This window comes from Microbispora sp. GKU 823 (genome assembly GCF_002027145.1).
Lineage (GTDB): Bacteria > Actinomycetota > Actinomycetes > Streptosporangiales > Streptosporangiaceae > Microbispora > Microbispora siamensis.
Genome location: NZ_MWJN01000152.1, coordinates 1 through 15632, shown reverse-complemented (window position 1 = coordinate 15632; position 15632 = coordinate 1). Strand labels below are relative to the sequence as shown.

The following is a 15632-nucleotide window of genomic DNA, read 5'->3' as shown; positions in this document are numbered from 1 at the left end:
CAACCACGACCAACATCAACACCAGGGGGTCAACTTTCAGGCGTCGCTACGGGGTCAAATTTCGAGCGTCGTTGACAGCGCTGGCAGAAACTGGTTTCCGGGCAGTGGGTGGCCCTGCTCACCTGCCCGCCCACCCCCGGACGGCGACCAAGAGCGCCGCCAGTGAACCGGGAACGTGTGCGACGACGGTGAAGGTCCCGCCGCTGCCAGTCTGGGGCGGGGGCACATCCGAGGCTCGGTCGCGACCGCGTGAACACCGGTCGCCTCCTGACGGCCGCCTCCGGCCGGGCGGCATGACTCGACGAATGAGCATCGCTTACTCATGACCGTCATCCGATGCTCCCCGATGCTGTCGGAAACGCACACCGGCTGGCACCCCCCGCCGCGAGTGGCGGGGCCGGGCCGGCCACAGGGGAGTGATGACAGTGATCTGGAAGAGAGTCGCGGCGTCGGCCGCCGCGGTGCTGGTCACCGTGGTGGTGATGGTGGTTGGGGGGCACGCCGCTGCCCGCGCAGGCCGATCCGGCGGGGGTGTTCAGGACGTTGAACTGGGAGGCGGCGGCCGATCGGACGATGCCGGCCTCGGCGCCTCCGGGGTTCGTCAAGCAGTGGGTGGCCGACCACGGCGCGGCCGTGGTGTCCAGCCCGGTACGCGACGGGTCCTACGCGGCGCGGTTCGAGCTGGACCGGGGTGATCCGATCCAGTCGGGCAGCAAGCGGGCGGAGATCAGCCAGCGCGACGAACAACCCCTCAACGCCGAGCGGTGGTACGGCTTCAGCGTCAACCTGCCCGCCAGCTGGGTCTACGACGTGTCCGCGGAGATCGTCAGTCAGTGGCACCAGTGCGACGACTGCGGGGGCGGGTCTCCGCCGCTGGCGTTGCTGACCGACGAGGGGCACTGGAAGGTGGACTTCCGCGGGGACATCATCGACCTGGGCCCGTACGCCACCGGGGCCTGGACCGACTGGGTGGTGCACGTCAAGTGGCGGACCGACACCCAGGGCATGTTCGAGGTGTGGCGCAACGGGCAGCGGGTGCTGCAGCGCAGTGGTGCAACGCACGCCGGCGGGCCACGGTCGCCGTATTTCAAGTTCGGCATCTACAAGTGGGACTGGGCCAATCCCGACAAGCCGTCGACCACCAGTCAGCGGGTGATGTTCTACGACTCCTTGCGGCTGGGTGACCAGCGGGCCGTCTACGCCGATGTGGCGCCGGGAGGTTCGGGGGACCCCTCGTGCGCGGGGACGGTGCCGGTGGCGTCGGCGACGGCGACCACCTGGGAGGCGATCAACCCGCCCGCTCAGGCGATCGACGGCAACTTCTCCACCCGCTGGTCGGGGCAGGGCTTCGGCGCCTCACTCATCTTGGACCTGGGGTCGGTGCGCCGGGTGTGCGGGACGCGGGTGGCCTGGCACCTGGGTGACCAGCGATGGAACGACTACACCACCTACACCTCCGTCGACGGGGTCGCCTACACCAAGGCGTGGGAGGGGCGCAGTTCGGGCACGACGCTGGGATTTGAGCAGGAGCTGTTCACCACCGGCCCCCGCGACGCCCGGTATGTGAAGGTCTCCTTCTGGCAGAACCCTCAAAACGACTGGGCCAGCATCACCGAAGCAGCCGTCCTCGGCTCCTGAACCAACCCTTCCCTCAACGTCCCGCCGCTCCCGCACCACCCCTGCCACGAGCAGACACCGCGGGAGCGGCCCCTAGCGACGACCTCCTCACCACACCAGGCGGTTCGCGATGCGACGCTCCCGTGCCTCCCTGCTGATGATCGCGCTGGCCGTCGCCGGCGCCGTCTCGGCCACCGGATTCACCTCGGTTCCCACTACGCCCACCATTGTCGCGGCCGCGGTGCCGCTGGCGGGTGTCGACCCGGTCGACGGCGTCGGCATGATCTATCCCACGAAGCCGGGAGGGCAGGTCTGGCACCTGTCGGCCGATCCCTCCGCCGACACCCGCCTCGACGGCACGCCCATGTCGTCCAACCTGGACGGCACCTTCACCGTTCGCGACGTCAAGACTCGGATCGGCGTCTCCACCTCCACCTACGACCAGGACGAGGACGAGGACTCCCTCACCTGGCGCCAGCCCGACCTGCGTACTCAGGGGTTCATGCACGATGGCAACGACTGGCGGAACGTCGAGATCACCGGCTATGTCCGCTACGTCAGCGGCACCGACGACGCAGACGCCTTCACCTGGTACGCACGCGGCGGTCGGCACACCGGCGAGGGGCAGACCCCCGAGGCGTGCTGGGGGACCGCCTACAAGGGCGACCTGCGCTACTCCGACGGCGCCGTCAAGTTCGAGAAGGAGATCTACCACGACGGAGGCGCCGGGTACGCGCAGGACTCCTACACGGGCGGCGGCGACTCAATCAAGGGCAAGATGGTCGGTTTCAAGATGGTCATGTACGACATCCCCGGCGGCGTGCGGCTGGAGGCGTACCTCGACCGGGCGAACAACGGCACGTGGACCCGCGTCGCGGCCCGCGAGGACACCGGCGGGTGGTCCATCGACACGCCCAACCCCTGCGGTGGGTCGCCTGACGAGAAGGTGACGTGGGGCGGCCCGAAGGCGGCCTTCCGCTGGGACGACGCCACGCGGGTCGATCTGGCCAAGTTCAGCGTCCGGGAGATCGCCGCCGACGGGCAGGCGGACCCCTACCCCGTGAAGCTCGTTCCAGCAGGGGTGACCGCGAGCACGTGGGAGGCGGTCAACCCGCCGGCGCAGGCCGTCGACGGCAACCCGTCCACGCGCTGGTCGGGCCAGGGGTACGGCGCGAACCTGACGCTCGACCTGGGCGCCGCGCGGTCGGTGTGCGGGCTGGACGTGGCCTGGTACCAGGGCGACCAGCGGTGGAACGACTACACCGTCTACACCTCGCCCGACGGGGTCGCCTACACGAAGGCCGCGGAGGGACGAAGCTCGGGGTCGACCCTGAACGCCGAGCCGTACCGCTTCCCGCCGCGCCAGGCCCGGTTCGTCCGCGTCTCCTGGTGGAACAGCTCCGCCGGCAACGGCTGGGCCAGCATCACCGAGGCCGCCGCCTACGGCGTCTCCTGACCTCGTAAGCGGGTTCGCGACGCCTGTCCGCCAGGCGTCGCAAGCCCTCATGTCCGGCCGCCTTCCGGAGCGGCCGGACGCTCACCACCACCGCCGGAACACCGACAGGACGGTCACGAATGTCCCGAATCTCCCGGAAGAAAGTACTGCGGGCCGCGCTCGGCGCCCTCCTCCTGCTGTCCACGCTCGGCGCCGCGGGCGCCGCGCACGCGGGCGCGCGTCTTCCTGCCCGAGCCGCGGACGTGCCCTCGACGGTCGTCCCGTCCATCCCCGGATGCACGGCGGTTCAGCCGGTCTCCGCTGTCACGGCCAGTACGTGGGAGGACGTTAACCCCCCGCGCCAGGCGGTCGACGGCGACCTCACCACCAGGTGGTCGGGTCAGGGACTCGGCGCGAACCTGGTGCTCGACCTCGGCCAGGCGCGCACACTGTGCGGCCTGAAGATCGCCTGGCACCGCGGCGATCTGCGGTGGAACGACTTCAACATCTACACCTCAACGGACGGCGCGAACTACACCGTGGTCTGGGCCGGCCGCAGTTCGGGTAGCACCGCAGGGTTCGAGAGCTACCCGTTCGCCGCGCCGGTGAGCGCCCGCTACGTGCGGATCTCGTTCTGGCAGAGCCAGGAGGGCTCCTGGGCCAGCATCCTGGAGACGGCCGCCCTGGGGCCCGACTCGGGCCAGGACGGCGAGCACGTGGTGGTGGCCGCCGGTGACATCGCCACCACCTGCGAGGGCAGCGGCTGCGGGCACGCCCGCACCTCCGAGCGGGTCCTCGCGATCAACCCCGCCGCCGTACTGACCCTCGGCGACAACCAGTACGACAACGGCACGTATGAGGAGTTCACCCGCTACTACGCCACGACCTGGGGCCGCTTCAAGGCGAAGACGAAGCCGGCGCCGGGCAACCACGAGTACGGACTCGGCGACGGCGCGGCGGGCTACTTCCAGTACTTCGGCACCGCGGCGGCACCCGCGGGCAAGAGCTGGTACAGCTTCGACCTGGGCGACTGGCACCTCGTGTCGCTCAATTCGGAGGTGAGCCGTAGCGCGGGAGGCGAGCAGGTCACCTGGCTACAGAACGACCTCGCCCGCACCACCAAACCCTGCGTGCTGGCCTACTGGCACCGCCCGCTGTTCAGCTCCGGCTCCGAGCACGGCGACTTCCCCAACGTGAAGCCGTTCTGGGACGTGCTGTACGGCGTCCGCGCGGACCTGGTGCTCAGCGGTCACGACCACGACTACGAGCGGTTCGCCAAGGAGACACCGGACGCTGTGGCCTCCTCGTCGGGGATCCGCGAGTTCGTCGTCGGCACCGGGGGCGCGACGCCGAAGCCCTTCGGCACCGTCCGGGCCAACAGCCAAAAGCGGCTCCAGGCGAACGGGGTCCTCAAGCTCACCCTGGCCGCTAACGCCTACTCATGGCAGTTCGTGCGGGACGACGGCGCAGTTCTGGACAGCGGAGGCCCGGTCTCATGCAACGGCTGACGGGCGTCGCCGTTCCACGCGCCCGTCGCCCCGCCGCGGACCTCTCCGAAGAGGTCCGTAGCGGCGGCCTCAGCGTGCTCGTCTTCACGTGGAAGGGTTGCCAGGAGCGTGGGATCCGCCTGGTCCTCACCGGAATCGATCCCCGCGTCGAGAGCGCGCTGCGCATCACGAACCTACTGCCGCACTTCGAGCGGTCTCGCTCCGTCGGCGACGCCCTCGCAGCAGACGCCGACGGTCAACCGCTCGAACCGGCTTGAGCGTGCGGCTCTGTGCTACGGAGTTGGGCGGCCTGACGACGCAGGGAGGCCACCGCCGCGGCGGTCTCAGCCTCCAGCCGCGCCGCCGCCGCTGCCGCGTCGTCGGGCGTGCTTGCGCCGGCTGTCCGGTCGTGATCCTGCTGCATCCGTCTCTTACCTCACGTGTGCGCCGACGTCACTCACGGACGGACCGGCCAGCCGTTCCGCCTCCTCGTGAAGGGCTGCCATGAGAAGGAGTTCGAGACGGAACTCCGCGTCGACGAGTTGATCGAGGACATCCACCCGAGCCTCCTAACCGCTGCGTCTCGGACGTCTCTAATACTCGTAGCAACCGACCTTAAACCATGACAAACCCAGGCCCGGGGGCCCCGAGGTGCGCGCCATTAGACCTCGGGCCGCACGGTCCGCGCCACGAGGTACCCCGGGGGCAGTTGCAGTCGCGTGGGCGATCCATCCTCGCCACGCATGATGAGCTCGGAGAAACGAGGGCCCACTCTCCCCCGGGGAGAGCGGGGCTGTTCTTCGTGTTGCGCGGGCTACGCCGTGGCGCCGACGAGTTCGGGCCAGCCGTGCAGCCCGATGCTCACGCCGGACCGGTACAGCTCGACGCCGGCGGCGGTGTACGGCACGGTGTTGTCTAGCAGCTCGTCGACCCGGGGCCACGCCAGGCCGCCGCACTTGGCCGGCTCGGCGTTGTACGGCTCCCCGTGCCAGCGGTCGGTCGCGAAGAACACACCCAGACGGGGGCGGCCCTCGGGGGACAGGTAGTGGACGACGGTGGCCGGGCGGAGGTCGGTCGGGTCGATCGCGACGCCGACCTCTTCGCGGGCCTCGCGGACCGCGCAGTCGACGATGGTCTCGCCGAGCTCCAGGTGCCCGGACGGCAGGCAGTACAGGTCGTCGGCGTAGCCGGGCCCTGGCGCAGGCACAGCAGGATCCGGCCATGCATCGTCACCGGTGTCCACCCGCCATATGGGGAATCCGTCCTCGGCGAGCACGTCGGCGAGGTCGTCGTACATGCCGGCCTCGACGCGGGATGATCCGTCGTGCTCGAACCGGTAGTGCGCACCCCGGGCCCGTAGACGGTCCTCCAGGATGCCGGGGTAGGCGGTGACGAGCACGGCCAGGTCCGGCCGGAGCGCGAGCGCGTTGAGCTGGCGCACGTAGTCCAGTGGCACCCCGTCGCGGGACTGCAGCACGTACGACGTCCACCGGGTCGAGGTCGATGCCGGCCCGCCACACCACATCCGGCACCCGTTCGGGCACCGGGACCCTTCCGTTCGTGCGGCACGTCAGGACGACGGGGCTGTCCACGAGCCCGACGGGCGGCAGATCGTCATAGCGGTAGCGGTCGGGGGAGAGGCACAGCCCGGCGGAGGCGCCGACCTCGATGAGGGCGAGGGCTGCGGCAGGGACGCGAGCACCGGGAGCAGGCTCGCGCACCGGCCGGCCTCGTCGGTCTGGACCCGGTGGGTGAGGATCGTCTCCCGCAGCGAGTCCCAGTGCCGCACGCACCACCGGGGAAGACGGGAGGCGTCCTCCCGCGGCCCGCCGAGGAAACCCGCCGCGGCCAGCACCAGGTTGGGGTGGCGCTCCATCCCCGGGAGACCGTCGATCAGGCCGATCAGATCCGGGTCGGCGACGACGGCCGACGCCACTTCCCCGTACGCCGGGCAGTGCCGGCCGCTCGCCGGCCGGATCGACGAGGGCGGGTCGCGCGCGGTCACCCCGGAAGAGAGCACGAGGTGGCGGCGTCGGCGTGTACGGGTGCCGGAGAGCCGGCTCTTCGGCACCTCATCACCTGCCTGGGCCCGCCGGGTCGGAGCTGTGTGGCGTGACTGCGGATTCCCGCAGATGGGCGAGGGCGACGGTGGCGAGATCGCCAATCGTACGCCGCTGCAGGAAGACCGCCACCGGCACGTTGATCTCGAGGTCGGCCGCGATCCGGTTGCGCAGCTGAACCGCCATGAGGGAATCGAGTCCGAGACGGTGCGGGCGCTGCGCCGGGTCCACCTTCTCCTCGGGCAACTGGACGACGGCCGCGACCTGCCTGCACAGGTACGCCGCGATCAGTTGCCCGGCCTCCTCCTCACCGAGGCGGGCGAGGGCGGCCCGATCGAGGTCGGCCGCGGACGCGTCCGGCGACTCGTCCTGCACCAGGTGCCGAAGGAGGGACGAGGTGCGCAGAGCCGGGAAGTAGTGGGTCCAGGCGGTGGGGTCGAACGACATGACCGACGCCTGCGCGTGCGGAGAGGACAGCAGCCGGCCGAGGACGGCCTGCGCTTCCGCAGGGGCGAAACCGGCGAAGCCGCGCTCGTTCAGCCGGAGGTCCTTGTTCGCCTTGGCGACCTGCCCGGTGGCCGCCCACTGTCCCCAGTTGACTGTCAGGGCCGGGAGCCCGCAGGACTGGCGGTGCCAGGCCAGCCCGTCCTGGTAGCCGTTGGCCGCGGAGTAGTTCCCCTGCCCGGGAGAGCCGATGACGGAGGCGGCCGACGAGTACATCAGGAAGAAGTCGAGCGGCAGGTGGCGGGTGAGCTCGTGCAGGTTCCACGAGCCGTCCACCTTCGGGGACATGGGGGCGAAGAAGCGCGCGTGATCCAGCTGTGCCAGCGTCCCGTCGTCGAGGACGACGGCGGAGTTGACGACTCCCCGCAGCGGAGGCATGTCCCGTGCGATGCGGTTCAGCAGATCCGCCACCGCCTCCCGGGAGGCGATGTCCGCCGCGGCGACGTGCACGTTCGCGCCGGCGGACCGCATCGCGGCGATCTGCTCCGCCGCGCTCTCCGGAGCGCCGCTCCGGCCCACCAGGACCAGATGGCGCGCACCGTTCCGCACGAGCCATTCGGCGGTGAGCAGCCCCACCCCGCCACAGCCGCCCGCGATCAGGTACGTCGCGTCCGGCCGCACGGGGACCGGGCGTGCCGGGGGAAGCGGCCGGCGGCTGAGCCTGCCGGCATACCTGCGGCCGCCCCGCAGAGCGATCTCGGTCTCGGTTCCGTCATTCCTGATCTCGGCCGAGAGCGCGCGAAGTACGCCGGAGTCCGGGTTCCCGGGGAGGTCGATCAGCGAGCAGCGCAGTTCGGGGTGCTCGTAGGGGATCACTCGGCCGAGGCCCCACACGGCGGTGTGCGTGGGGTCGACGTCCCCGATGCCGTCGGGAGCTTGGGCGGCGGTGGTCACCAGCCAGAGCCGGGGAGCGGCCTGCGGATCGCTCGTCAGTGCCTTGACCAGCGTAAGCACCTCGTAGGAGCCCGCCAGTGCCTCCGGCCCGGTCGCTCCCTCGCCGGAGTGCGGGGCGGACAGGCGTACGACGGCTCTCGGGGGCCAGGCTCCGCTCGCGGTCTGTTCCTTTATGAGCATCGTCCAGTCCTGAGTGGAGGCCGGGTCGAGCACGCACCGCCGCGGATCGAGCCTCCGGTAGCCGGCGCCGGGCTGGACCAGCAGCGGCTCTCCGCCCGCTGCGGCCAGCGAGTCGCACAGTTCGGCGCCGACGGGGGAGTCGCTCACGACTAGCCAGGGAGCGTGCCCGGGTGCGGGATCGGGCAGGGGGTCGAGTTCCGCCCACTCCACTCCGTACAGCAGGCGGGCGGCCTTCCGCTCGGTGACCTCGGGGGGATCTTCGTCGAGCCGCCTGATCTGGAAGCCGTCGATGGACGCGACCACGCGGCCCTCGTCGTCCTTGACCAGCACGTCGAACTCGACCAGGCCGGGATCGTCCGCGGGGGAGATTCGTACCGCGGTCGACCACAGACGGGCGGCTGCCCGCAGGCGCCGGTGCACGCGGCACCGGGTCGTGCGCACCGGCAGATAGGTGTGATGCGCACCGCCGGTGTCGTCGAGGAGGGCCATCACGGGCTGGAGGGCCGCGTCGAGCAGCGCCGGATGGAACATATAGCGGTCCAGGCCGGCGGTGATGCTGGCGTCGAGCCGCAGTTCGGCCGCGACGGCCGCCTCCGTCCGATGGAGTGCGACGATCGCCTGGAACGGGCCCGTCTGCTGGATGCCCCGGCGGCGCAGCGCGGCGTAGTGCTCCCCCACGTCGACGGTCCAGGGATAACAGGTGAGGTCGGGACGGCCCTCCCAGGGGGCCTCCTCGGGGGAGTTGGTGGAACACACAAGGGCCGTGGCGACGGGGGACCATTCGGTGGTCTCGCCGGTCGTGTCCGCGAGGTAACACGTCCAGCGGCGGGTGTGGTCGGCTCCGGCCGGGTCGAGTCGGGCCTGAAGGCGCTGAGGGACGTCCGCCGTGAGGAACACGGCGCGCTCGATGCGGAGATCCTCCACGGCGAAGGTCCGGCCGCGGTACGCCTCCTCCCCGGCGGCAAGGGCCAGCTCGTGGAAGGCGGTGCCGGACAGCATCGGCATGTCATGGACTTGATGGTGATTCAGGTAGGGCAGTCGCTCGGTGTCCAGGTCGAAGTCCCACACCAGGGTGTCGGCGGGGGCCAGCGTGAGAGCCGCGCCGATGATCGGGTGGCCGCCGCCGTCCCGGACGACTCCGGGTCGCCTGACCGGGTCCTTCCAGTACCTCGCGTGCTGCCAGGGGTAGGAGGGGAGGGGCACGTGGTGCCCACGGTGGGGCTGCAGGCGGGAGAAATCGACGGCCCGGCCGTTGACGTACAGCTCGGCCGCGGCCTCCAGCAGGGCGGTACGGCCAGGGGTGTCGCGGGTGAGCGCGGTGACGACCACCCCGTCCCCGCCGGCGTGACGCAGGTTCTGCTGGACAGCCCGGGCGAGCAGCGGGTTGGGGCTGAACTCCACGAAGGTGTCGAATCCCGACCCCGCCAGATGCTGGACGGCGTCCGCGAACAGCACCGGCTCGCGAAGGTTGTCCACCCAGTACGCCCCGTCCATGCTCGCCCCGTCGACGAATCGGCCGGTGACCGTGGAGATCAGTGGAACGTCGCCCTGCCGGGGGCGCAGGGGGGCGAGCAACTCGAGGAGCGGTTCCCTGAGCGGGTCCATCTGCGGGCTGTGCGAGGCGATGTCCACCTGCACGCGCCGCCCGAAGACGCCTTCGGCGTCGAGGTCGCGGAGGATGGCGTCGATCTCCTCGGCTGCTCCGGCGAGCACACAGGAGGCCGGCCCGTTGTGCACGGCCAGGACCGCCCGGCCACCGCGCTCCGCGATCAGCGCCTCGGCGCGTTCGGGTGACAGCTCCACCGCGGCCATGGCGCCGCGACCGCTGGTGGCGCGGATCAGCCGGCTGCGGCCGCAGATGATCCGGGCGGCGTCGTCGAGGTCGAGGACTCCGGCAACGTGGGCCGCGGCGACCTCGCCCATGGAGTGCCCGATGACGGCATCGGGCTCGAAGCCCCACGACCGCCACAGGCGAGCCAGCGCCACCTGTACCGCGAAGATCGCCGGCTGGGCCACGTCGATCTCGGTGAGGCGGGAGGCCTCCGGATCCGCCCTGAGCTCGGCGGTCAGGGACCAGTCGGCGTAGCGGCGCATCATGTTCTCGCAGTCGGCGATCGCCGCGGCGAAGACCGGCTCCTGGTCGAGCAGGTCGCGGCCCATGCCGACCCACTGCGCGCCCTGTCCCGGGAACACCCACGCCGTACGGTTCGCTCCGCCCAGTTCGTCGGCTTCGCCGGTGTACACGCCCTCCGCGTGGCCGTTCGCGGCGTACGCGTCCAGCTTGGCCGCGGCCTCCTCGGCCGTGACGGCGACCACGGCGAGCCGCTGGTCGTGATGGGTGCGCCGGACTCCCGCCGCCGCTGCGACGTCCTGAAGCGAGGCCGTCTGAAGGAGGCCGCGGTAGCGCGCCCCGAGCGCGGTGAGGGCGCCGGGGGTGCGGGCCGAGACCGGCAGCAGCATGGGGCGGTCGCCGTCCTCGCGGCTCTCGTCCGGGTGCGCGGTCTGCGGAGGCTCCTCCACGACGATGTGCACGTTGGTGCCGGTGATGCCGAAGCTGCTGACCCCGGCCCTGCGTGGCTGGTTTTCCTGCGGCCAGGCCTGTCCCCGGTCGCACACGCGTACCCGGATCTCGTCCCATGCGATTAAGGGGTTGGGCGTGGTGAAGTTGAGGCTGGCCGGGAGCCAGCCGTTCTTGACGCACAGCACGGTTTTGATCAGCCCGGTGACGCCGGCGGCGGCCTCGGTGTGGCCCAGGTTGGTCTTCACCGAGCCCACCAGGAGCGGGCGGTCTTTCGGCCGCCCCTGCCCGAGCACCCCGTCCAGGGCGGCGATCTCCACCGGGTCGCCGACGCTGGTGCCGGTGCCGTGGGCCTCCACGTAGGCGACGCTCGCCGGATCCACACCGGCGTCGCGGTAGGCCGCCCGCAGCGCGGCCTGCTGTCCGTGGACCTGGGGGGCCATGAAACCGTCCGAGTGCCCGTCGTTGCCGGCGGCCGCGCCGCGGATCAGGGCATGGATCCGGTCCCCGTCGGCCAGCGCTCGCGAGAGGGTCTTGAGCACCAGGACGCCGACGCCCTCGCTGCGGACGTAGCCGTTGGCCCGGGCGTCGAACGCCTTGCACTGGCCGTCGAGGGCCATCATCGCGCCCTGGGAGAACCCGATGCCGTGATCAGGGGTGAGGATGGCGTTCACGCCGCCGGCGAAGGCGAGATCGCACGAGCCCGCCCGCAGCGACTGGACGGCGAGCTGTACGGCCACCAGAGAGGAGGAGCATGCGGCGTCGAGGGCCACGCTCATACCGGTGAGGTTCAGGGCGTGGGAGATGCGGCCCGCGTTGCCCCCTTTGGCGCTTCCCGTGACCGTGTGCACGTCGAGCTCTTCCAGCACTCCCGACTGCCGGTCCCAGTAGTCGTTGGTGATGACCCCCATGAAGACAGCGCCGGTCAGCTCAGGCATCCGTTCCAGCACCAGGCCGGCATCCTCGAAGGCCTCCCAGGCCACCTCCATCACCATGCGGTGCTGCGGGTCCGTCGCCGCGGCCTCCCGGGGAGAGATGCCGAAGAACTCCGCGTCGAACTCGTCGATGCCGGAGACGAAACCGCCGTACTTCGAGGCGAGCTTTCCCGGCACCCCGGATGCGGGGGCGTAGACCTCCTCGATCGGGAACCGGTCGGAGGGAATCTCGGAGATAGCGTTCTCGCCGCGGCACAGCAGCTCCCACAGCTCCGTCGGGGGAGCGGGCGCCGGGCAGCCGGCAGGCCATCCCCACGACGGCGATCGGTTCCAGCGCAGGCCTGGTTTCGTGATTCGAGCTCATGGCGGTGTCCCTCGTTGCTTCTTCCGGGTGGGAGGCCGAGAGCCCGCGCCGCGTCCCTGACGAGCGGCACGGAGGAGTGGCTGCGGCCGCGTGAGCGGACGCGCATCCCTCGCGGTCCCAGCGCACCGAACGATGACACCCGCCCTTTGCCCCCGACTTGCGAACCTTGCGGCTGACTTGGCGGGTCCTGTGGGGGTGGTCTGCGAGCGCGGCCACACGGCGCCGGCCGCCTCGCGGCACCGGGTGCGTCCTGCCGGACGTTTCAAGTCGTCCGCAACGAGAGGCGGACAGGGTTGACCCCGGCAGCGACCGTGCCTCCCGGCAGGGAGGCCGGCCCTCGACATGAGGAGTGAGAATTGAGCGTTTCAGCGAAGGCACGGCTGGCCGGATCGATGCTGCGCATCGCGGGCCACACCCTCCGGGAACGGGTCGCGAAGCCGCGCGTGGCGACCGCCGAGGACATTCCCGGGTCCTACCACGACATCACGGAGGAGTGGCTCTCCGCCGTCCTGTGCCGGGAGCATCCGGGTGCCCGCGTCCTCGGATTCGAGCGGGGCGCCGGCAGTGAGGGGACCACGTCCCGCCAGGCGATGACCGTGTTGTACAACGAGGCCGGGCGCCAGGCCGGCCTGCCGGAGGCCGTGTTCGCCAAGTTCACCTCGAAGCTGCTCTCCCGCATGCTGGTCGGTCCCGCGGCGGCGGTCTCCAGCGAGGCGCGCTTCTACCGGTTCGTCCGTCCGGGCCTGTCCATCGAGGCGCCCGTCGGCTACTACGCGGCCTACGACGAGCGGTCCTGGCGCTCGATGTTCCTGCTCGAGGACGTGATGACGACCCGCGGCGCCGGCCGGGAAATCCGGAGATGTACGTGGACCGGCAGATGGCCGAGAGCATGGTGGTCCAGTTGGCCGCTCTCCACGGCGCCTTCTGGGACAGCCCCCGGCTGGCTGCCGATTTCCCCTGGCTGCAGAACTCCGAGGCGTACCAGGTCAACCTGAACGAGCTGATCGGGTTCCGCGGCGTCACGGAGAACGGCGTCAAGGTGTCGGAGACGATCATGCCGGAATCCGTCCTGCGGCGCAGGTCGGAGATCTGGCCATCCTTCATGCGCTCCCTCGCGCTGAACTCGCGGCCGCCCCTGACGCTCCTGCACACCGACGTCCACATTGGCAACTGGTATGCCACGGAGCAGAAGGCCATGGGTCTGTACGACTGGCAGTGCCTGACGAAGGGCCAGTGGGCGGGCGATGTCGCGTACGCCCTCTCGTCGGCCCTCACGGTGGACGACAGAAGGGCGTGGGAGCGTGAACTCCTCGAACTGTATCTCGACGAGCTGAAGGCGGCGGGCGGCGAGCCGCCGGTCTTCGGGGAGGCCTGGCTGGCCTACCGTCGACAGATGTTCCATGGGCTGGCGTTCTGGCTGTTCACCATCGGGGCCTCGCGGCTGCAGCCCGAGATGCAGCCCAAGGCGTTCAGCATGATCAACGTCGCCCGGATGTCCCAGGCGGTGGAGGATCTCGAATCCCTCGACAGCATGCGGCGAACCTGCGGATAGGTTTTTTCGCATGGCGGCCCTCGCCACCCCGGCCCGTGCGCGGCATACGTCCGGCGGAGGAGTGTCGATCACCCGTCCGGCGGACGAATCCGGCGGAGCTCCACCGTACTCTCCCAGCCCGTAGGGGCCGCGAGGCTGATGGGCCGACCGCAGGGAGTTTCGGGGTGGAGTTCCGTGTTCTCGGTCCGGTGGAGGTCTACGACGCGAACGGCGCACCCGTCGACCTGGGTGGGCCGCGTCAGCGGACCGTGCTGGCCCGGCTGCTGGTCGCGGGCGGGCGGATCGTCTCCGTGGACGCCCTGATCGAGGACGTGTACGGGGAGGCGCCTCCGGTGAGTGCGCTGGCGACGGTGCAGTCGTATGTGTCGCATTTGCGGCGGGCGATTGAGCCGGATCGGCCCGCGCGCGGCCGGCCGCGGGTGCTGGTGGGGCGGCCGCCGGGGTACGCGCTGGTGGTGGCGAACGTGGACGCGGCCCGTTTCACCGATCTGGTGCAGCGTGCGGAGTTCCTGCCGCCGAGGCAGGCGCTGGCGGCGGTGGAGGAGGCGCTGGGGCTGTGGCGGGGCTCGCCGTATGAGGAGTTCTGCGATGCGCCGTGGGCGCTGACGGAGGTCAGCCGGTTGCGTGAGCTGCGGCTGGTGGCGGTGGAGCGGCGAGCGCAGGCGCTGCTGGATCTGGGCCGGCCGCAGGCGGTGATCGCGGATCTGGAGGCCGAGACGGAGGCCGACCCGTTGCGGGAGCGGTTGTGGTACCTGCTCGCGCTGGCCCTGTACCGCACCGGACGCCGAAACGACGCGCTCGCCCTGCTCCGGCGCGTCAAAGCGCTGCTGGCCGATCGGGTCGGTCTTGACCCTTGCCCGGAGCTGAGGGCACTGGAAAGCGAGATCCTTCTGCAGGCCCAGTCGCGGAGCGACGATGCCTCCGAAGCGCGGGTTCCGCTCAGGGCAGCCGTACCCGCCGTCCGGGGACGGGAGGGATCGTTGGGTGAGCTGGTGGCGCTGACGGGGTCGGTGGCGCGGGGGGGTGTGGGTTTCGCGGCGGTGAGCGGGGAGCCGGGGATCGGTAAGACGTTCCTGCTGGAGGCGTTGGACGCGTGGTGCGTGGATGCGGGGCATGTGGTGGTGTGGGGGCGCTGTCATGACACGCAGGGCACGCCTGCGTTGTGGCCGTGGGTGCAGGTGCTGGGGGCGTTGGAGCAGCGGTGTGCGCCGCCGGATCGTTCGGTGTTGGCGGGGTTGCTGGACGATGAGATGCCGACGGGGTCGGGGGGCGCGGCGTTGTTGCGGCGCAACCAGGGGATCGCGCAGTGGCTGGTGGCGGCGGCGCGGGTGCGGCCGCTGGTGGTCGTGCTGGACGATCTGCAGTGGGCGGATGCGGCGTCGCTGGAGTTGCTGCGGGATGTGGTGGTGCTGGTGGGGGGGATGGCCGAGCGGGTGCCGTTGTCGGTGGTGGCGGCTTTTCGTGACCCGTTGCCGGTCCGCGGTGGTGTGCCGGTGGATGAGCTGCTGGTCCGTCTGGCGGGGTATGACCTGGTGCGTGTCCGTCTTCAGGGGCTGGGGGTGGAGGTGGTCGCCCAGATCGCCGAGGAGATGGGTGTGCGGATCGACGATGAGGTGGTCGCCCGTCTGACCGACCGGACCGGGGGTAACCCGTTCTTTGTGCGGGAGAGTGTGCGGTTGCTGGCGCAGGGGCGGCCGTTGGAGACGGTCCCGGACGCGGTGGCCGAACTGGTCCGCCAGCGCCTCGCTGTTCTCGCTCCCCAGGTTGGCGAGGTCCTGGGCGTCGCTGCGGTGATCGGCCGGGACTTCGACCCCGCGGTGGTCGCGGAGGTCGTGGGAAGCGAATCCGGCGGCACAACGGTGTACGACCTGCTGGACCGGGGTGCTCAGGCCGGATTGCTTGTCCCCCACGGCGGCCAGATGGCCTTCGTCCACGACCTCGTCCGGGAGGCGCTCATCGCCGGCCTGCCCCCGCTGGGCAAAGCCGTCATCCATCGGGAGGTTATGTCGGCGTTGTCGTCGCGGCCTGGAGCGGATGTGGCGGTGATCGCTCATCATGCGGTGGAGGCCGGTCCTGCGGCCTACCA

The 15632-nt window shown here is 70.8% G+C and carries 10 protein-coding genes and 1 pseudogene; 8 read left to right on the top strand and 3 right to left on the bottom strand.

Going from position 1 to position 15632, the window contains the following annotated elements; translation table 11 throughout:
- Window positions 1-489 precede the first annotated feature (489 nt).
- From B1L11_RS41685 to B1L11_RS49155, 5 genes are all read left to right on the top strand, one after another.
- Entirely contained in the window at window positions 490-1638 is a 1149-nt protein-coding gene (locus tag B1L11_RS41685; protein ID WP_079320707.1) for a heparin lyase I family protein, read from the top strand.
- Window positions 1639-1747: 109 nt separating this feature from the next.
- Window positions 1748-3073, top strand: a complete 1326-nt coding sequence (locus B1L11_RS41680) for a discoidin domain-containing protein (RefSeq protein WP_079320706.1) — start codon at window positions 1748-1750, stop codon at window positions 3071-3073.
- A gap of 119 nt (window positions 3074-3192) precedes the next feature.
- Window positions 3193-4560 (top strand): discoidin domain-containing protein, encoded by a 1368-nt coding sequence (locus B1L11_RS41675; RefSeq protein WP_079320705.1) that lies wholly within the window; start codon window positions 3193-3195, stop codon window positions 4558-4560.
- Window positions 4548-4817 (top strand): STAS domain-containing protein, encoded by a 270-nt coding sequence (locus B1L11_RS41670; protein WP_079320704.1) that lies wholly within the window; start codon window positions 4548-4550, stop codon window positions 4815-4817. The genes B1L11_RS41675 and B1L11_RS41670 overlap by 13 nt, the downstream gene beginning before the upstream one ends.
- A gap of 162 nt (window positions 4818-4979) precedes the next feature.
- Complete coding sequence (locus B1L11_RS49155; RefSeq protein ID WP_143737931.1) at window positions 4980-5165, top strand: hypothetical protein; 186 nt, start codon at window positions 4980-4982, stop codon at window positions 5163-5165.
- Window positions 5166-5353: 188 nt separating this feature from the next.
- On the opposite strand, the gene B1L11_RS49150 is transcribed toward B1L11_RS49155, so the two are convergent.
- The 3 genes and pseudogenes from B1L11_RS49150 to B1L11_RS41655 form a co-directional block, all read right to left on the bottom strand.
- Window positions 5354-6016, bottom strand: coding sequence for an NUDIX domain-containing protein (locus B1L11_RS49150; RefSeq protein ID WP_218671644.1), 663 nt, complete (start codon window positions 6014-6016; stop codon window positions 5354-5356).
- Between the two features lie 58 nt (window positions 6017-6074).
- Window positions 6075-6415, bottom strand: a pseudogene (locus B1L11_RS49145) (DUF2332 family protein); the annotation flags it as partial.
- 199 nt (window positions 6416-6614) lie between these two features.
- Window positions 6615-11858, bottom strand: coding sequence for a type I polyketide synthase (locus B1L11_RS41655; protein ID WP_256863348.1), 5244 nt, complete (start codon window positions 11856-11858; stop codon window positions 6615-6617).
- A gap of 492 nt (window positions 11859-12350) precedes the next feature.
- Between B1L11_RS41655 and B1L11_RS47640 the strand changes: the two genes are divergently transcribed.
- The 3 genes from B1L11_RS47640 to B1L11_RS41645 all read left to right on the top strand — a co-directional run.
- Entirely contained in the window at window positions 12351-12989 is a 639-nt protein-coding gene (locus B1L11_RS47640) for a hypothetical protein (RefSeq protein WP_179155567.1), read from the top strand.
- A complete protein-coding gene (locus tag B1L11_RS41650; RefSeq protein ID WP_179155566.1) occupies window positions 12872-13546 on the top strand; it encodes a phosphotransferase in 675 nt (224 codons plus the stop codon). The genes B1L11_RS47640 and B1L11_RS41650 overlap by 118 nt, the downstream gene beginning before the upstream one ends.
- A gap of 164 nt (window positions 13547-13710) precedes the next feature.
- Window positions 13711-15632 (top strand): BTAD domain-containing putative transcriptional regulator (locus B1L11_RS41645; protein WP_179155565.1); only part of this gene is annotated, 1922 nt, incomplete at its 3' end.